We start from the raw sequence: 18440 nt of genomic DNA on the forward strand, positions 1-18440 counted from the left end.
TGCGACGTCACGTACGCATTCTTGCTGTCCATCCGGCCTCGCGTCATGGCCTGTGGACAACTGGGGCGGCGATACCGTCATCTTCCCGGTCAACACGGCGATGGCGGTGCATCAGGTCATACGGGACGAGCGCTCGATGGCGACACCGCCCGGCGGAGTCGCCCGAGATCGCGCCGGGGCCGGTCCGGAGCCCCCCGGCGCCCCCGACAGTGACCCGGACCGATGCGCCGAGGCACTCGGCCGCTCCCCACCACGCCCCCGTTCGGCCCATCCCGTACCGCCGCGACGCCCGCCCCGGCGCCGCAACGCCGACGGGCCGGTGGGGACAGGGCTCTCCGCCCCGCCCACCGGCCCGTCGGCACCAGTTCGGTTCTGCGGGTCCCGTTCAGTCCTGCGGGTCGATCTCCCGCAGCAGCCCGGTCGTCACGTCGAAGACGAAGCCGCGGACGTCGTCCGTGTGCAGCAGGAAGGGGGAGGTGCGCACCCGCTGCATGGACTGCCGGACATCCTCGTCGAGGTCCTTGAACGCCTCGACCGCCCAGGTGGGCCGCTGGCCGACCTCGGCCGCCAGCTCGTGGCGGAAGTCCTCGGTCAGGCTCAGCAGGCCGCAGCCGGTGTGGTGGATGAGGACGACCGACCGGGTCCCCAGCGCGCGCTGGCTGATCGTCAGGGACCGGATGATGTCGTCGGTGACCACGCCGCCGGCGTTGCGGATGGTGTGGCAGTCACCCAGTTCCAGCCCCAGGGCGTCGTGCAGATCGATGCGCGCGTCCATGCAGGCCACCACGGCGACCTCGAGAACGGGCCTGGCATCCATGCCGGGGTCCTTGAAGGCGGCGGCGTAGCGCTCGTTCGCCTCGACGAGGCGGTCGGTGACCGAGGCGCCGGTCCGGTCTGCGGCACGGTCAGTGGGCTGGGGCGAGGCAGGTATGGACATGGCCCAACGGTAATCCGCCGCGGTTCGTCGGGCCGTCTGTGAGGACGGGCATAGGGGTCAACATCACCCCCTGTGAGGTAATCCACACGGGTGGTGGACGGTGCCGCCATCCGGGTGAGAACGCCCTCGCGAAGCCGTCGCGGGACGCGCGGAACCGGTTGATTGACCGAGGCAGCCGGTCGACTAAAGTGGCGCGAAGTGGGAGGCGTGACGCTCTCCTTGGATCCCGAATCCCTTGCGTGCGCGCGTGCGTACGTGCGGCTCGGCCTCCTCCCGCTCCAACGGTCATCCGACGTCACTTCCCCGTCGCCGGAGGGCCACTTCCCCTTCAGAGCGGGCGGGGACCAAGCGGTGCGTGCGGCCTTTCCCCAGCCAGCGGCCGGGGGCCCCACCTGCCGCCCAGCCCATCGGAAGGCGCATGAGCAGCAACACTCGCCACGTCCCCGTCATGCTCCAGCGCTGTCTGGACATGCTCGCCCCCGCGCTCGCCGAGCCCGGTGCGGTCGTCGTCGACTGCACCCTCGGCCTCGGAGGGCACAGCGAGGCGCTGCTCTCCACGTTCCCGGCGGCCCGGCTCGTCGCCCTCGACCGCGACACCTCCGCCCTCCGGCTCGCCGGGGAACGACTGGCCCCTTTTGGGGAGCGCGCCACCCTGGTGCACGCGGTCTACGACGAGCTCCCGGAGGTCCTCGACCGCCTCGGGCTGCCCCGCGTCCAGGGCGTCCTGTTCGACCTCGGCGTGTCCTCCATGCAGCTGGACGAGGCCGACCGCGGCTTCGCCTACGCGCAGGACGCACCCCTGGACATGCGGATGGACCAGACGACCGGCATCAGTGCCGCGGACGTCCTCAACACCTACGCGCCCGGTGAACTCGTGCGGATCCTGCGCGCCTACGGGGAGGAGAAGCAGGCCAAGCGGATCGTCGAAGTCGTCGTACGCGAACGGGCCAAGGAGCCCTTCACCAACAGCGCGCGGCTGGTCGAACTGATCAGGGACGCCCTGCCGCAGGCGGCCAAGCGCACCGGCGGCAACCCCGCCAAGCGGACCTTCCAGGCCCTGCGCATCGAGGTCAACGGCGAGCTCGCCAGTGTCGAGCGTGCCATCCCGGCCGCCGTGAAGTCGCTGTCCGTCGGTGGCCGGATCGCCGTGCTGTCCTACCAGTCGCTGGAGGACCGCCTGGTCAAGCAGGTCCTCGCGGCGGGTGCGACCAACACCGCACCCCCCGGCCTGCCGGTCGTCCCCGAGCAGTACCAGCCCCGCCTGAAGCTGCTCACGCGCGGCGCGGAACTCCCCACCGAGGAGGAGATCGCCGAGAACCGGCGGGCTGCCCCCGCCCGTCTCCGCGGCGCCGAACGCATCCGCGAGGACATCGCGTGAGGGGCCCGGGGCGGTCGCGCGGAGGGCCGGGACGCCTCTCCGCGCTCTTCCCCTCCAGCGCCGGCTCCGCCGCGCGCACGCCCTTCGTGCTTCTCGTCGTCGTGCTGCTCGGCTCCGGGCTGATCACGCTGCTGCTGCTGAACTCCGCCCTCAACCAGGGGTCGTTCGAACTCAGCAACCTGGAGAAGAAGACCGACGAGCTGACGGACGAACAACAGGCCCTCCAGCAGCAGGTGGACGGCTACTCCTCCCCGGGCGCCCTCGAACGGCGCGCCCGGGAGCTGGGGATGGTGCCGGGCGGCAATCCGGCGTTCCTCCTCCCGGACGGCACCGTCCTCGGCAAGCCGGGCAAGGCCGGCGCCGCGATGTCCCCGATGGGAGCCGGTGGCGCCCAGAGGCTCGCCCGGCCCCTCGGTCCCGGCGCGCCCGCGGTGTCCGTCCACCGCACCTCCTCCGCCCCGTCGGGCTCCGTGGCCGCGGCCGGCCGCCTGCTCGCGGAGCCCGCTCCGGGCCCGCCCGCCGCGCACCGCCTCGCGCCCGGAGTCCCGACCGGGGCCGCGCCGGACCGCGTGGCGGCCCCGCCCTCCGACGACCTTCGGCAGGTGAAGCCGTGACGCGCGAGTCCGCCCACCCGTACGACGTCCGCCCTGCCCGAGCCACCACCCCGGCCTCGGCCGCCCGCCCCTGCCCGGCCGCCGGTGCGCTGCGGGCCAGGACCGCCCCGCGGCCCGGCAACGTCGCGCACGCCCCGGAGCACGCCGTATGACGGAGCCCAGGGACCCCCGACGCCGCGTGCCGCGCCCTGTCCAGCGTGGGCAGGCCGGTGGCCGCCCACGGCCAGGACGCCCGGCCGCGCAGTCCGGAGCGGCCAAGCGGCCCGCACCCAAGCCCGGCGCCGCCCGGGCCGGCGCGGGCAGGCAGCCCGCAGCCCGCCGGCCCTCGGGCCCCCGCCCGGCCGTGATCCGCCTGGGCAGTCCGCGGCCCCGTCTCCGCCTGGTCTCCCTGGCGCTGACGCTGGTCATGCTGGCCTTCGTCGTACGGCTCTTCCAGGTGCAGGCGGTCGACTCCGGGGCGTTCGCCGCCAAGGCCAACGAGAACCGCTACGTCCCGGTCAAGCTGGCCGCGGAACGCGGCGCGATCACCGACCGGCAGGGCGTGGACCTGGCCACGACGGTGGACGCCTACGACATCACCGCCGACCCCAGCCTGCTCGCGCCCGACAAGACCGAGATCAAGGACGCCCCGCAGCAGGCCGCGGCCCTGTTGGCGCCGATCCTCGACGAGGACCAGGCCACGCTCGCCGCCAAGCTCGCCAAGCCCAAGGCGCGCTACGTCCTGCTCTCGCGCCAGCAGACACCGCAGGTCTGGAAGCAGATCAGGGACCTCCGCAAGGCCCTCGACGCCAAGGCGGCCGCCGCTCCCCGCAGCGCTCCGCGTCCCAACGTCCTGGTCGGGATCTTCGCCGACAAGCACAGCAAGCGGGTCTACCCCAACAAGAACCTCGCCTCCGGCGTCCTGGGCTTCGTCAACCGCGAGGGCAGGGGCGGCGGCGGCCTGGAGGCCCGGCTCGACAAGAACCTCACCGGCAAGGACGGCAAGCTCGTCTACGCCCAGTCCGGTGGCCGCCGGGTGCCCACCGCCGACGCCCAGGAGCACCCGGCCGTCCCCGGCACCGACGTCCAGCTGACCCTCCACCGCGACATCCAGTGGGCGGCGCAGCAGGCGATCAGCAAGCAGGTCGCGAAATCGCGGGCCGACCGCGGCTACGTCGTCGTCCAGGACACCAAAACCGGCGAGATCCTGGCACTGGCGAACTCTCCCGGCTTCGACCCCAACGACATCTCCGAGGCCGATCCCGAGGCGCTGGGCAACGCCTCGCTCTCCGACGCCTTCGAGCCGGGCTCCACCAGCAAGGTCATGTCGATGGCCGCCGTCCTGGAGGAGGGCGTCGCCACTCCCGCCACCCGCGTCACGGTGCCCAACCGGCTGCACCGCGGGGACCGGCTCTTCGCGGACGACATCGATCACCCGACCTGGCACCTCACGCTCAACGGCGTGCTCGCCAAATCCAGCAATATCGGCACCATCCTCGCGGCCGGCCAGCTGGGCAGGACCCAGCGCGCATCCAACCAGGTGCTCTACTCCTACCTGCGGAAATTCGGGATCGGTAAGCCCACGGGACTCAACTTTCCCGGCGAGACGGACGGCATCCTGGCCAAGCCGCAGGACTGGAACACCTCGCAGCAGTACACGATCCCCTTCGGCCAGGGACTGTCCCTCAACGCCGTCCAGGCCGCCTCCGTCTACTCCACGATCGCCAACGGCGGCGAGCGGGTCGCCCCCTCCCTCGTCCGCGGCACCACCGGGCCCGACGGCCGGTACGTGCCGGCGCCCAAGCCGGCCAAGACCCGCGTCGTCAGCCCGAAGACCGCCACCACGCTCGCCACCATGCTCGAATCCGTGGTGGACGACGAGGAAGGCACCGGCTCCAAGGCGAAGATCCCCGGCTACCGCGTGGGCGGGAAGACCGGCACGTCCAACCGGGTGGATCCCAAGACGGGCAGCTACCGCGGCTACACGGCCTCCTTCGCCGGCTTCGCACCCGCCGACAAGCCACGGATCACCGTCTACTGCGCCATCCAGAACCCCACCAGCGGCAGCTATTTCGGTGGCCAGATCTGTGGCCCCATCTACCAGCAGGTCATGCAGTTCGCACTGAAAACCCTCCAGGTTCCGCCGACCGGCGCCAAGCCCCCGCGGCTGCCGGTCACCTTCAAGCCAGGCGAATGAAATCGAGGCAACCCTGCCGTGACGACGATCACTCCCGACGGCACTCCCGACGGCACGCCGGAAACCGTGAACCGCTACTCCACGCGGCCCTCGCTTCGCCCCGGGCCCGTTCTGCCCGGTACGCTCACCGCCGTGTCACACGCTGATCAGTCCACCCAAGCCCAGAACGCTCAGAAGGGAAGTCCCGGCACTTATCCGGGAGCGCCCCGACCCGAGCGGGTCCGCCCCACCCCCCTGGCGGACCTCGCCGAGCAGCTGGGCACCCCGGCCCCGGCCGGCAGTGCAAGCGATGTTTCGGTCACCGGCATCACGCACGACTCCCGGGCGGTCCGCCCGGGCGACGTCTACGCGGCCCTGCCGGGCGCCCGGCTGCACGGCGCCGACTTCGTCGCCCAGGCCGCCGACCTCGGCGCCGCCGCGATCCTGACCGACCCCTCGGGCGCGGACCGCGCCGCCGAGACCGGCCTGCCGGTCCTGGTGGTCGACAACCCGCGCGCCCGTATGGGCGGCCTGGCGGTGTCGATCTACGGAGCGCCCGGCGAGGATCTTCTCCAGATCGGCATCACGGGCACCTCGGGCAAGACCACCACCGCCTACCTCATCGAGGGCGGGCTGCGCGCCGCCGCCGCGAAGGCGGAGGGCTGGCTGACGGGCCTGATCGGCACCGTCGAGACCCGCATCGGCGACGAGCGGATGAAGTCCGAGCGCACCACCCCCGAGGCGACCGATCTGCAGGCGCTGTTCGGCGTCATGCGCGAGCGGGGCGTCCGCGCGGTCGCCATGGAGGTTTCCAGCCACGCGCTGGTGCTGGGCCGGGTCGACGGCTGCGTCTTCGACGTCGCGATCTTCAACAACCTCAGCCCGGAGCACATGGAGTTCCACTCCGGCATGGAGGACTACTTCCAGGCCAAGGCCCGGCTCTTCACCAAGGCCCGCAGCCGTGCCGGCGTCGTCAACCTCGACGACGAGTACGGCAAGCGGCTGGCCGACGGCGAGTCCGAGGTCCCGGTCACCACCTTCTCCGCCGAGGGCCACCCGGACGCGGACTGGCGGGCGGCGGACGTCGAGGTCGGCGCGCTCGGCTCGACCTTCACCGTGCTCGGCCCGGACGGTCAGCGGCTGCGCGCCGCGTCGCCGATCGCCGGCCCCTTCAACGTCGCCAACGCGCTCGCCGCCATCACCTCGCTGGTGGTCGCCGGCATCGACCCGCAGACCGCCGCCGACGGCGTCGCCGCGGTCCCCGGCGTCCCCGGCCGCCTGGAGCGCATCGACGCCGGCCAGCCCTACCTCGCGGTCGTCGACTACGCGCACAAGACCGACGCCGTCGAATCGGTGTTGCGCGCGCTGCGCAAGGTCACCGACGGCAAGCTGCACGCCGTCCTCGGCTGCGGCGGCGACCGCGACCCGCACAAGCGCGTCCCGATGGGCTCCGCGGTGGCCCGCCTCGCCGACACGGCCGTGCTGACGTCCGACAACCCCCGCAACGAGGACCCGCTCTCCATCCTCGCCACCATGCTCGCGGGCGCCGCCGAGGTGCCCATCCACGAGCGCGGCACGGTGCTGGTCGAGGAGGAGCGGTCCGCCGCCATCGCCGCCGCCGTCGCCCGCGCCGAGCCCGGCGACACCGTCATCGTCGCGGGCAAGGGCCACGAACAGGGCCAGGACATCGCCGGAGTGGTACGCCCCTTCGACGACCGACAGGTGCTGCGCGAGGCCATCGAGGCTTCCTTGACGTCACAGCAGCCGAAACACCAGGGATGACACACCGCCATGCGCGCACAACCCTTTGACTGGCACCACCTGCCTCTTGCCGGGGGTGACCTGTGATCTCCCTGTCCCTCGCCGAGATCACGAGCATCGTCGGCGGGCAGCAGCACGACATACCGGATACCGGCCTCCAGGTCACCGGGCCCGTCGTGATGGACTCCCGCCAGGTGGCCCCCGGGGGCCTGTTCGTCGCCTTCGCGGGTGAACGCTTCGACGGCCACGACTTCGCCGCCGGCGCCGTCGACGACGGCGCGGTGGCCGTCCTGGCCACCCGCCCCGTGGGCACCGAGGACCGCCCCGTCCCGGCGATCGTCGTCGACGATGTCGTCGCCGCCCTCGGCGCGCTCGCCAGGGCCGTCGTCGAACGCCTGGGCACCACCGTCGTCGGGCTCACCGGCTCGGCCGGCAAGACCAGCACCAAGGACCTGATCGCCCAGCTTCTGCAACGGCACGGCCCCACGGTCTGGCCGGAAGGCAACCTCAACAACGAGATCGGGCTGCCCCTCACCGCCCTGCGCGCCGAGAGCAGCACCCGCCATCTCGTCCTGGAGATGGGTGCCCGCGGCGTCGGACACATCCGCTATCTCGCCGAGCTGACCCCACCCGAGATCGGCGTGGTGCTGAACGTCGGCACCGCGCACATCGGCGAGTTCGGCGGCCGCGAGCGGATCGCAGAGGCGAAGGGCGAACTCGTCGAGGCGCTCCCCGAGAACGGCCTGGCCGTCCTCAACGCCGACGATCCGTACGTACGTGCCATGGCCTCCCGTACGAAGGCGCGCACGCTGCTCTTCGGCGAGGCCGCGGACGCCGACGTACGTGCCGAGAATGTCCGGCTCACGGCCCAAGGCCGGCCTGCCTTCACGCTTCACACACCCTCCGGGTGCAGTGATGTGACCATGCGGCTGTACGGTGAGCACCACGTGTCGAACGCGCTCGCCGCGGCCGCCGTCGCCCATGAGTTGGGCATGCCCGTGGACGAGATCGCCGTGGCGCTCTCCGAAGCCGGCACGCTCTCCCGCTGGCGGATGGAGGTCACCGAGCGCGCGGACGGCGTGACGGTCGTCAACGACGCCTACAACGCGAATCCCGAGTCCATGCGAGCGGCGCTGCGTGCGCTGGTCGCGATGGGCACAGCCCACAAGGCGACGGGCGGTCGTACGTGGGCGGTGCTCGGTGAGATGGCCGAGCTCGGCGAGGACTCACTCGCCGAACACGACGCGGTCGGACGGTTGGTCGTCCGGCTCAACGTCAGCAAGCTCGTGGCAGTCGGCGGCAGGGAAGCGGCCTGGCTCGACATGGGCGCCAAGAACGAGGGTTCGTGGGGTGAGGAGTCGGTGCACGTGTCCGACGCGCGGGCGGCGGTCGACCTGTTGCGCAGCGAGCTGCGACCGGGAGACGTCGTGCTGGTGAAGGCGTCCAGGTCGGTGGGGCTGGAGCGGGTCGCATCAGCATTGCTGGACGAGGGCGTACCGGTCGCCGAGGGCGGAGCCGCGACCCGATGAACTCGATGAAGCAGATCCTCTTCTCCGGAATGATCGGGCTCTTCCTGACCCTGATCGGCACCCCGGTACTGATCAAGCTGCTGGCGAAGAAGGGCTACGGACAGTTCATCCGTGACGACGGCCCGCGCGATCACCACAGCAAGCGCGGTACGCCCACCATGGGTGGCATCGCCTTCATCCTGGCCACGATCATCGCGTACGCGCTGACCAAGGTGATCACGAGCAGCGACCCCACCTTCTCCGGTGTGCTGGTGCTGTTCCTGATGGCCGGCATGGGCCTGGTCGGTTTCCTCGACGACTACATCAAGATCGTCAAGCAGCGTTCGCTGGGCCTGCGAGCCAAGGCCAAGATGGCCGGCCAGCTGATCGTCGGTATCGCCTTCGCGGTGCTGTCGCTGCAGTTCGCGGACCTGCGGGGGCAGACCCCGGCGTCCGACCGGCTGTCCTTCACCCAGGACTTCGGCTGGCAGGTCGGCCCGGTGATCTTCGTGATCTGGGCGCTGTTCATGATCCTGGCGATGTCCAACGGCGTGAACCTCACCGACGGCCTGGACGGTCTGGCCACCGGTGCCTCGGTGATGGTCTTCGGTGCCTACACCTTCATCGGCATCTGGCAGTACCAGGAGTCCTGCGCCAACCAGATCACCGCAGGACCCGGCTGCTACGAGGTCCGCGATCCACTCGACCTCGCCGTCGTCGCCTCGGCGCTGATGGGTGCCTGCTTCGGCTTCCTGTGGTGGAACACCTCGCCCGCCAAGATCTTCATGGGCGACACCGGCTCGCTCGCCCTGGGCGGCGCGCTCGCCGGCCTGGCGATCTGCTCCCGCACCGAGCTGCTGCTGGCCATCCTCGGCGGCCTCTTCGTCCTCATCACCATGTCCGTGGTGATCCAGGTCGGATCGTTCCGCCTGACCGGCAAGCGGGTCTTCCGCATGGCGCCACTCCAGCATCACTTCGAACTGAAGGGCTGGAGCGAAGTGCTGGTGGTGGTCCGGTTCTGGATCATCCAGGGCATGTGCGTGATCGTCGCCCTGGGCATCTTCTACGGCGGTTGGCAGGCCGCGAAGTGACCGCGCACGACCCGCAGGACTTCGCCGGCTCGCACATCACCGTCGCCGGCCTGGGCGTGAGCGGCATCAGCGCCGCCCGCGCCCTGGCCGGCCTCGGCGCCCATGTCACCGTCGTGGACGGCGGCGACGGCGAGAAGCAACGCGCCGCCGCCCGCGAGCTGGAGGAAGAAGCAGCCGCGGGCGGGGTGCAGGGGAGCCTCACCGTCCGCCTCGGCGACGGCGCGACGCTCCCCGAGGGCACCGCCCTCGTCGTCACCTCGCCCGGCTGGAAGCCGGACAGCCCGCTGTTCGCGGCGGCCGCCGCGGCCGGTGTGGACGTCGTCGGGGACGTCGAGATCGCCTGGCGCCTGCGCGGATCGCGGGGCGAGACCCCCGCGGACTGGCTCGCCGTCACCGGCACCAACGGCAAGACCACCACGGTCCGGATGCTGGCCTCGATCCTGGAGGCCGAGGGGCTGCACACCGCCGCCGTCGGCAACATCGGCACCCCGATCATCGACCTCGTCCTGGGCCAGGGGCAGCACGGCCAACAGCCCTACGACGTCTTCGCCGTGGAGCTCTCCAGCTACCAGCTGCACTGGGCGCCGTCGCTGCGCGCGCACTCCGCCGCGGTCCTCAACCTCGCCCCCGACCACCTCGACTGGCACGGCTCCATGGAGGCGTACGCCGCAGACAAGGGCCACATCTACGAGGGCAACACCGTCGCCTGCGTCTACAACGTGGCCGACAAGGCGACCGAGGACCTGGTCAGGGCCGCCGACGTCGAGGAGGGCTGCCGCGCGATCGGCTTCACCCTCAACACCCCCGGCCCCTCCCAACTCGGTGTGGTCGAGGGCATCCTCGTCGACCGCGCCTTCGTGGAGAACCGGCAGCAGCAGGCCCAGGAACTCGCCGAGGTCACCGACATCGCCCCGGGCTCCGGCAGCGCGGCCCCGCACAACATCGCCAACGCCCTTGCGGCGGCGGCCCTGGCCCGCGCCTACGGCGTCCGGCCCGCGGCGGTACGCGACGGCCTGCGTGCCTTCCACCCGGACGCGCACCGCATCCAGCACGTCGCCGACATCGACGGCGTCACCTACATCGACGACTCCAAGGCCACCAACACCCACGCCGCCGAGGCGTCCTTGGCGGCGTACGAGCACATCGTGTGGATCGCGGGCGGCCTGGCGAAGGGCGCGACCTTCGACGAGCTGGTGCAGCGGTCGGCGGCGCGGCTGCGCGGCGTGGTGCTGATCGGCGCCGACCGGGCGCTGATTCGCGAAGCCCTGGCGCGACACGCACCCGATGTCCCGGTGGTCGACCTCGACCGGACCGACACTGGGGCGATGCCCGAGGCGGTCCGCGAAGCGACCCGGCTGGCCGAGCCCGGCGATACGGTCCTGCTGGCGCCGGCCTGCGCCTCGATGGACATGTTCGTGAACTACAACAAGCGGGGCGACGCCTTCGCCGACGCGGTCGGTGAACTGACCGCGCGGGATCACTGAGCCAACCGTTTCTCCCCGCTGTCGTCGACAACCGGCGGCGAGCGAACCCGTGGAGGGAACGAGGATGACGGCCCGATCGGCGAAGACGGCGCCGCCGCATCCGGCGCGCCGGACCTCCCCACCCCGCCCGCCGCGCGCGGGCCGCTTCCCGGGCGGCCCGCGACGACTCCACACCCGCGCCAAACGGGCCTGGGACCGGCCCCTGACGGCCTACTACCTCATCCTGGGCGGCAGCCTCCTGATCACCGTGCTGGGCCTGGTGATGGTCTACTCCGCCTCCCAGATCAAGGCCCTGCAGTCCGGCCTCTCCCCGACGTTCTTCTTCCGCAAGCAGCTGCTCGCGGCCGCTCTCGGGGCCGGCCTGCTGCTGCTCGCCTCCCGACTGCCCGTCAAACTGCACCGCGCGCTGGCCTATCCGCTGCTGGCGGTGTCCGTCTTCCTGATGTGCCTGGTGCAGATTCCGGGCATAGGGGTCGCGGTGAACGGCAATCAGAACTGGATCAATCTGGGCGGCCCTTTCCAGATGCAACCGAGCGAGTTCGGCAAACTCGCGCTGGTTCTGTGGGGCGCCGACCTGCTGGCGCGCAAGCACGACAGGAAGCTGCTGGTGCAGTGGAAGCATCTGCTGGTGCCGCTGATCCCGGCGGCCTTCCTGCTGCTCGGGCTGATCATGCTGGGCGGTGATATGGGCACCGCCATCATCCTCACGGCGATCCTCTTCGGGCTGCTGTGGCTGGCCGGCGCCCCCACCCGGCTGTTCGTCGGGGTCCTCGGCGCCGCGGCCGTCATCGGAGCCCTGCTGATCAGGACCAGCGCCAACCGGATGTCCCGGCTGGCCTGCATCGGAGCGACCGATCCGGGCCCCGGCGACCAGTGCTGGCAGGCGGTTCACGGCATTTATGCCCTGGCGTCCGGCGGATTCTTCGGTTCCGGGCTCGGCGCCAGTATGGAAAAATGGGGTGAACTCCCGGAACCGCACACCGACTTCATCTTCGCCATCACCGGGGAGGAACTGGGTCTGGCGGGGACGCTGTCGGTGCTCGCACTCTTCGCGGCTCTAGGCTATGCGGGTATCCGCGTGGCCGGACGCACGGAGGATCCCTTCGTCAGGTACGCCGCGGGAGGTGTGACCACCTGGATCACGGCTCAGGCCGTGATCAACATCGGTGCGGTGCTCGGCCTGTTGCCGATCGCCGGTGTCCCGCTCCCGCTGTTCTCCTACGGAGGCTCCGCGCTGCTGCCGACGATGTTCGCCATCGGGCTGCTGATCGCCTTCGCGCGTGACGAGCCCGCTGCACGGGCGGCGTTGGCGGCGTTGGCCACGCGGAAGCCGGTTTTCGGAAGAAAACCGGCTGGGGTGAGATGGAAGACGATGAGACGGCCCGTCAAGAAGCGGCCGTCCGGAGAGCGGTGAATTTCGGTGCATGTCGTACTCGCCGGTGGGGGGACCGCCGGCCACATCGAGCCCGCGCTCGCCCTCGCGGACGCCCTGCGGAGGCAGGACCCGACCGTGGGTATCACGGCTCTCGGCACGGAGAAGGGTCTGGAGACCCGGCTCGTCCCGGAGCGGGGCTACGAACTCGGTCTGATCCCGGCCGTGCCGCTGCCCCGCAAGCCCACCCCTGAACTGATCACGGTCCCCGGGCGGCTGCGCGGCACGATCAAGGCCGCCGAGCAGATCCTGGAGCGCACGAAGGCGGACTGCGTCGTCGGCTTCGGCGGCTATGTGGCGCTGCCGGGCTATCTGGCCGCCAAGCGCCTCGGCGTGCCGATCATCGTCCACGAGGCCAACGCCCGTCCCGGCCTCGCCAACAAGATCGGCTCGCGGTACGCCAAGTTCGTCGCCGTCAGCACCCCGGACAGCAAGCTGCGCGGTGCCCGCTACGTCGGCATCCCGCTGCGGCGCACCATCGCCACCCTGGACCGCGCCGCGGTCCGCCCCGAGGCGCGTGCGGCCTTCGGGCTCGACCCCAACCTGCCCACCCTGCTGGTGTCCGGCGGTTCGCAGGGCGCGCGCCGCCTCAACGAGGTCATCCAGGCCGCGGTGCCCGCGCTGCAGCGCTCCGGCATCCAGGTGCTCCACGCGGTCGGCCCGAAGAACGAACTGCCGCACGTGGACAACATGCCCGGTATGCCGCCCTATGTGCCGGTACCGTATGTGGACCGGATGGATCTCGCGTACGCGGCGGCCGACATGATGCTCTGCCGCGCGGGCGCGATGACCGTCGCCGAACTGTCCGCCGTCGGGCTGCCGGCCGCCTTCGTCCCCCTGCCCATCGGCAACGGCGAACAGCGGCTCAACGCCCAGCCGCTGGTCAACGCCGGCGGGGGACTGCTGGTCGATGACGCCCAGCTGACCCCCGAGTGGGTGCAGAACAGCGTGCTCCCGGTGCTGGCCGATCCGCACCGGCTGTACGAGATGTCCCGCTCGGCCTCCGAGTTCGGCCGCCGGGACGCCGACGAGCTGCTGGTCGGCATGGTGTACGAGGCGATCGCCCAGCGCGACAAGTAGCCGACGAGGAGAGCAGGGAGCGTGGCCGGACCGACGACCGCCCGGCGCGGCGAGAGAGACCGCAAGAAGTCGCCGTCCGGCCCGCCCTCCTCCGGGGAGCCTTCCGGGGCGCGCGGTTCGCGGTGGCCGCGCCGCCCCTTCCGCGCGCCGGGGCGGCGCGGTCTGATGATCATTCTGGCCCTCCTGGTGCTGCTCGGCGCGTTCGTCGCCTGGGCCCTCTACGGCTCGAACTGGCTTCGCGTGCAGCGCGTGAAGGTCACCGGCGTCACCGTCCTGACGGCCGATCAGGTCACCGCTGCGGCGGACATCCCGATGAACGCTCCGCTGGTCTCCGTGGACGCCGACGAGATGGCGGCCCGGCTGCGCGCGCGCCTGCCGCGCATCAGGACGGTCGCGGTCGTGCGATCCTTGCCGCACACCATCGGTCTGAAAGTGACCGAAAGGAAGCCGGAACTCCTGATGCGATCGGGCGGAAAGTTTGTCGAAGTGGACGCCGAAGGGGTCCGTTTCGCCACCGTGGGCACGGCCCCACGCCATGTTCCGCTTCTGGAAATGGCCGCATCGGACTCCCCGAGTCTGCATCGGTTCGGAATCGACCGGTTGCGTCGTGCCGCGGTCGGCATCGCGCGGGACCTGCCCGAGGCCGTGCGCAAGGACGTACGGCAGATCCGCGTACAGTCCTATGACTCCATCACCCTCGAACTCGCGGGGGGCCGCACCGTCGCCTGGGGGAGCGGCGAACAGGGCGCCCGGAAGGCGAAGGTGCTCACCGCACTGCTGAAAGCGGCGGGTGACGCGCGCCACTTCGACGTCTCGGTGCCCAGTGCCCCTGCGGCATCAGGGAGTTGACGTCCGTAGCCGCAGGCCAGCACCCTGGATGGCTACGGCTATGGGTGATCACATAGGGTGAAAAGAAAAACGGGAGGTTCGGCGTGTTCGTTGAACGCGCGCGCCTTGTCGACTTAGTGTCTCGTTCCAAAGGGACTATGGAACCAAGGAACACAGGCACGGGTAACCCTAAACTTCAACGTTAGGGTTCGGGTCGGCGATACGAACCGTCCCTTCGGCATCAGTCGGCGTCCACACGGAATGTGCGGCGACGACACGTAACTCGAGGCGAGAGGCCTTCGACGTGGCAGCACCGCAGAACTACCTCGCAGTCATCAAGGTCGTCGGCATCGGCGGCGGTGGCGTGAACGCCATCAACCGGATGATCGAGGTCGGGCTCAAGGGCGTCGAGTTCATCGCGATCAACACCGATGCGCAGGCGTTGCTGATGAGCGACGCCGACGTCAAGCTCGACGTCGGCCGCGAAATGACGCGCGGACTCGGCGCGGGCGCCAACCCGGATGTGGGGCGCAAGGCGGCCGAGGACCACCGCGAGGAGATCGAGGAGGTCCTCAAGGGGGCCGACATGGTCTTCGTGACCGCGGGTGAGGGCGGCGGCACCGGCACCGGCGGCGCACCCGTCGTCGCCAACATCGCCCGCTCCCTGGGCGCCCTGACGATCGGTGTGGTCACCCGGCCCTTCACCTTCGAGGGCCGCCGCCGCGCCAACCAGGCCGAGGACGGCATCGCCCAGCTGCGCGAAGAGGTCGACACCCTCATCGTCATCCCCAACGACCGGCTGCTGTCCATCTCGGACCGCCAGGTGAGCGTGCTCGACGCGTTCAAGTCGGCGGACCAGGTGCTGCTGTCGGGTGTCCAGGGCATCACCGATCTGATCACCACCCCGGGCCTGATCAACCTCGACTTCGCCGACGTCAAGTCCGTGATGTCCGAGGCCGGCTCGGCGCTCATGGGCATCGGTTCGGCGCGCGGCGACGACCGCGCGGTGGCCGCCGCGGAGATGGCGATCTCCTCGCCGCTCCTGGAGGCGTCCATCGACGGCGCCCGCGGGGTGCTGCTCTCCATCTCCGGTGGCTCCGACCTCGGTCTCTTCGAGATCAACGAGGCCGCGCAGCTGGTCAGCGAGGCGGCCCACCCCGAGGCGAACATCATCTTCGGCGCGGTCATCGACGACGCGCTCGGCGACGAGGTCCGGGTGACGGTCATCGCCGCGGGCTTCGACGGCGGCCAGCCGCCGGCCCGGCGTGACTCGGCGGCCGCCAAGCGCGAGGAGCCCGCGCCGGCCCCCAGCCGTCCGGCCGCTCCGGCCGAGCCGCGTTCGTCGTCCTTCGGCGGACTCGGTGCGGTGCCCGTACGGGACGAGGAGCCGGTTCCGGCCGAGTCCTCCTCCCCGCTGGGCGAGGTGCCGACGCCCCCGGCCAACGCTCCGCAGGTTCCCCCGGCCCGTCCGTACTCGGACACCGCCGCCGAGGAACTGGACGTCCCGGACTTCCTGAAGTAACCGAAGAACCACGTGATAGGGCAACAGCACCACGAGAGCGGCGCGCACTTCGCCTTCACCGACAGGTGGGGCGGGGTGAGCGCCGCTCCGTATGACCAGCTCAATCTGGGCGGCGCGGTCGGCGACGACCCGCGGTCGGTGGGGGCCAACCGCGAACTCGCAGCCAAGGACCTCGGGCTCGACCCGGCCGCGGTGGTCTGGATGCAGCAGGTCCACGGCCGGGACGTCGCGGTGGTCGACGGTCCGTGGCGCATGGCGGACATCCCTTGTGTGGACGCGGTGGTGACCGCGCGTCGGGGCCTGGCGCTCGCCGTTCTGACCGCGGACTGCACTCCCGTTCTGCTCGCCGACCCGGTCGCCGGGATCACCGGGGCCGCACACGCCGGACGTCCGGGACTGGTCGCCGGCGTCGTGCCGGCCGCGGTCGAGGCGATGACCGAACTCGGCGCGGAACCGGCCCGGATCATCGCCTTCACCGGGCCCGCGATCTGCGGACGCTGCTACGAGGTCCCCGCGGACATGCGGGACGAGGTCGCCGCGGTCGTGCCGCAGGCGCGGTCGACGACCAGCTGGGGAACCCCGGCGGTCGACGTCACCGCGGGAGTGCGGGCCCAACTCGCCGCCGCAGGTGTACCGGTTCGTGAGGATTCCCACATGTGTACGCGGGAATCGGCGGATCATTTCTCTTATCGGCGCGACCGCACCACGGGGCGGCTCGCGAGTTATGTATGGCTCGGGGAGACTCCCGGCCGGGGCACGGGGGAGGCCGAGCTGTGACCGAGGACCGCAAGACGCAACTGGCCGGGAACCTCGCGCGGGTGCAGGACCGTATCTCCACCGCCTGCGCCAAGGCCGGCCGCCCTCGGGACGACGTCACGCTGATCGTGGTCACCAAGACCTACCCCGCGAGCGATGTCCGGCTGCTCGCGGAGCTGGGGGTGCGGCATGTCGCGGAAAACCGCGATCAGGATGCGGCACCCAAGGCCGATGAATGTGCCGATCTGTCCCTTACTTGGCACTTCGTCGGTCAATTGCAGACCAACAAGGTGCGGTCGGTCGCCGGGTACGCGGGAGTGGTGCAGTCGGTCGACCGCGCCAAGCTCGCCACCGCGCTGTCCAAGGAAGCCGTTCGCTCCGGGCGTGAGTTGGGCTGCCTGATCCAGGTGGCCCTCGACGCGGAGCCGGGGGTCGCCAGGGGGGACCGCGGAGGGGTCGCACCGGAGGGCGTCGAGGCGCTCGCCGAGGTGATCGCCGGGGCCCAAGGTCTGCGGCTGGACGGAGTGATGACCGTCGCGCCGCTGGCCGGGCCCTACGCGGGGCGCCAACTCGCCGCTTTCGAGCGATTGATGGAAATCTCATCCGACCTGCGCGCAACCCATCCTGCTGCCAACATGGTGTCAGCAGGTATGAGCTCGGACCTCGAGGACGCGGTGGCGGCCGGGGCGACACATGTGCGCGTCGGCACTGCGGTACTCGGAGTCCGACCACGGCTCGGGTAACGTCGCCAAGCAAGTCGGACCACAGCACAAAATATGGTCATTTCCGCAAAAAGCGGGCAGACCGAGTGGATCCAAGGCACCTGCTGACGGAGCCGATCCACCACAGAGCGGAGGACGCAGAGAATGGCCGGCGCGATGCGCAAGATGGCGGTCTACCTCGGCCTCGTGGAGGACGATGGGTACGACGGCCGGGGTTTCGACCCCGACGACGAGTTCGAGCCCGAGCTTGACCCGGAGCCGGATCGGGGGCGGCGCCCACAGCACCAAGTACCCGCTGAAACGCGCCCGGAACGGGACGAACCAGTCCGAGCTGTCCAGCCTCCGGCGCAGCGTGAACCAGCCCCTCTCGCCACGGAAAACGGACGACCCGCGCGAATCGCCCCCGTGGCATCCATCACACCCGAACGCCCGAATTTGGAGAAGAACGCCCCGGTGATCATGCCCAAGGTTGTGTCCGAGCGGGAGCCCTACCGCATCACCACGCTGCACCCCCGGACGTACAACGAAGCCCGTACCATCGGGGAACACTTCCGTGAGGGCACTCCGGTGATCATGAATCTCACGGAGATGGATGACACCGACGCGAAGCGACTTGTCGACTTTGCGGCCGGTCTGGTCTTCGGTCTGCACGGCAGCATTGAACGGGTGACGCAGAAGGTGTTCCTGTTGTCGCCTGCTAACGTCGACGTCACGGCGGAGGACAAGGCCCGTATCGCAGAGGGCGGGTTCTTCAACCAGAGCTGAGACGCAACACCGGGCACACCAGGGCCGCGAGGTCCGACACGGAGCAAGGGGAGAGGGACGCGCGAAGATGAGTGTCGCTGGTCAGGTGATCTATATCGCGCTGTACTGCTTCCTGATCGTGTTGATCTTCCGGTTGGTGATGGACTATGTGTTCCAGTTCGCCCGTTCATGGCAACCCGGTAAGGCGATGGTGGTCGTTCTTGAGGCCACCTACACTGTCACTGATCCGCCACTCAAGCTTCTGCGGCGGGTCATTCCGCCGCTGCGTCTCGGGGGCGTGGCGCTCGACCTGTCCTTCTTCGTACTGATGATCATCGTCTACATCTTGATCACCGTCGTGAGGTCGGTGTTGTTGGTGTGAACGAGACGGTCTTGCCGATTGCCGACGACTACGTTGAGGTGAAGTA

The 18440-nt window shown here is 70.5% G+C and carries 17 protein-coding genes; 16 read left to right on the plus strand and 1 reads right to left on the minus strand.

Going from position 1 to position 18440, the window contains the following annotated elements; translation table 11 throughout:
- Positions 1-385: 385 nt before the first annotated feature.
- Entirely contained in the window at positions 386-937 is a 552-nt protein-coding gene (locus QOM21_RS26865) for a beta-class carbonic anhydrase (RefSeq protein WP_407553583.1), read from the minus strand.
- A 418-nt stretch (positions 938-1355) separates the two neighbouring features.
- On the opposite strand from QOM21_RS26865, the gene rsmH reads away from it, so the two are divergent.
- The 16 genes from rsmH to QOM21_RS26945 all read left to right on the plus strand — a co-directional run bounded on the left by rsmH (position 1356) and on the right by QOM21_RS26945 (position 18394).
- Positions 1356-2315, plus strand: coding sequence for a 16S rRNA (cytosine(1402)-N(4))-methyltransferase RsmH (gene rsmH, locus QOM21_RS26870; protein WP_407553584.1), 960 nt, complete (start codon positions 1356-1358; stop codon positions 2313-2315).
- Positions 2312-2929 (plus strand): septum formation initiator family protein, encoded by a 618-nt coding sequence (locus QOM21_RS26875; RefSeq protein ID WP_407553585.1) that lies wholly within the window; start codon positions 2312-2314, stop codon positions 2927-2929. Before rsmH ends, QOM21_RS26875 begins: the two co-directional genes overlap by 4 nt.
- On the plus strand, positions 2926-3081 hold the full coding sequence (locus QOM21_RS26880) for a hypothetical protein (protein ID WP_407553586.1): 156 nt from the start codon (positions 2926-2928) through the stop codon (positions 3079-3081). Before QOM21_RS26875 ends, QOM21_RS26880 begins: the two co-directional genes overlap by 4 nt.
- Entirely contained in the window at positions 3078-5105 is a 2028-nt protein-coding gene (locus QOM21_RS26885; protein ID WP_407553587.1) for a peptidoglycan D,D-transpeptidase FtsI family protein, read from the plus strand. Before QOM21_RS26880 ends, QOM21_RS26885 begins: the two co-directional genes overlap by 4 nt.
- 18 nt (positions 5106-5123) lie before the next feature.
- Positions 5124-6866 (plus strand): UDP-N-acetylmuramoyl-L-alanyl-D-glutamate--2,6-diaminopimelate ligase, encoded by a 1743-nt coding sequence (locus tag QOM21_RS26890; protein ID WP_407553588.1) that lies wholly within the window; start codon positions 5124-5126, stop codon positions 6864-6866.
- A 62-nt stretch (positions 6867-6928) separates the two neighbouring features.
- On the plus strand, positions 6929-8374 hold the full coding sequence (gene murF / locus QOM21_RS26895; RefSeq protein WP_407553589.1) for a UDP-N-acetylmuramoyl-tripeptide--D-alanyl-D-alanine ligase: 1446 nt from the start codon (positions 6929-6931) through the stop codon (positions 8372-8374).
- 5 nt (positions 8375-8379) lie between these two features.
- Entirely contained in the window at positions 8380-9444 is a 1065-nt protein-coding gene (gene mraY / locus QOM21_RS26900) for a phospho-N-acetylmuramoyl-pentapeptide-transferase (protein ID WP_407555836.1), read from the plus strand.
- Complete coding sequence (murD, locus tag QOM21_RS26905) at positions 9426-10928, plus strand: UDP-N-acetylmuramoyl-L-alanine--D-glutamate ligase (protein ID WP_407553590.1); 1503 nt, start codon at positions 9426-9428, stop codon at positions 10926-10928. Before mraY ends, murD begins: the two co-directional genes overlap by 19 nt.
- A 64-nt stretch (positions 10929-10992) precedes the next feature.
- Positions 10993-12342 (plus strand): putative lipid II flippase FtsW, encoded by a 1350-nt coding sequence (gene ftsW, locus QOM21_RS26910; protein WP_407553591.1) that lies wholly within the window; start codon positions 10993-10995, stop codon positions 12340-12342.
- Between the two features lie 6 nt (positions 12343-12348).
- Positions 12349-13440, plus strand: a complete 1092-nt coding sequence (gene murG / locus QOM21_RS26915; RefSeq protein ID WP_407553592.1) for an undecaprenyldiphospho-muramoylpentapeptide beta-N-acetylglucosaminyltransferase — start codon at positions 12349-12351, stop codon at positions 13438-13440.
- A 21-nt stretch (positions 13441-13461) separates the two neighbouring features.
- On the plus strand, positions 13462-14289 hold the full coding sequence (locus tag QOM21_RS26920) for a cell division protein FtsQ/DivIB (protein ID WP_407553593.1): 828 nt from the start codon (positions 13462-13464) through the stop codon (positions 14287-14289).
- A 283-nt stretch (positions 14290-14572) separates the two neighbouring features.
- Complete coding sequence (gene ftsZ, locus QOM21_RS26925; protein ID WP_393892289.1) at positions 14573-15790, plus strand: cell division protein FtsZ; 1218 nt, start codon at positions 14573-14575, stop codon at positions 15788-15790.
- Positions 15791-15802: 12 nt separating this feature from the next.
- On the plus strand, positions 15803-16567 hold the full coding sequence (gene pgeF / locus QOM21_RS26930; protein ID WP_407553594.1) for a peptidoglycan editing factor PgeF: 765 nt from the start codon (positions 15803-15805) through the stop codon (positions 16565-16567).
- Positions 16519-17289, plus strand: coding sequence for a YggS family pyridoxal phosphate-dependent enzyme (locus QOM21_RS26935; protein ID WP_407553595.1), 771 nt, complete (start codon positions 16519-16521; stop codon positions 17287-17289). Before pgeF ends, QOM21_RS26935 begins: the two co-directional genes overlap by 49 nt.
- A gap of 123 nt (positions 17290-17412) precedes the next feature.
- Positions 17413-18033 carry a cell division protein SepF gene (sepF, locus tag QOM21_RS26940; RefSeq protein ID WP_393892292.1) on the plus strand — a complete coding sequence of 207 codons (621 nt, stop codon included), beginning with the start codon at positions 17413-17415 and terminating at the stop codon, positions 18031-18033.
- 67 nt (positions 18034-18100) lie between these two features.
- Entirely contained in the window at positions 18101-18394 is a 294-nt protein-coding gene (locus tag QOM21_RS26945) for a YggT family protein (RefSeq protein ID WP_393892293.1), read from the plus strand.
- The last annotated feature ends 46 nt before the right edge of the window (positions 18395-18440 follow it).

This window comes from Streptomyces sp. Pv4-95 (genome assembly GCF_045782725.1).
Lineage (GTDB): Bacteria > Actinomycetota > Actinomycetes > Streptomycetales > Streptomycetaceae > Streptomyces.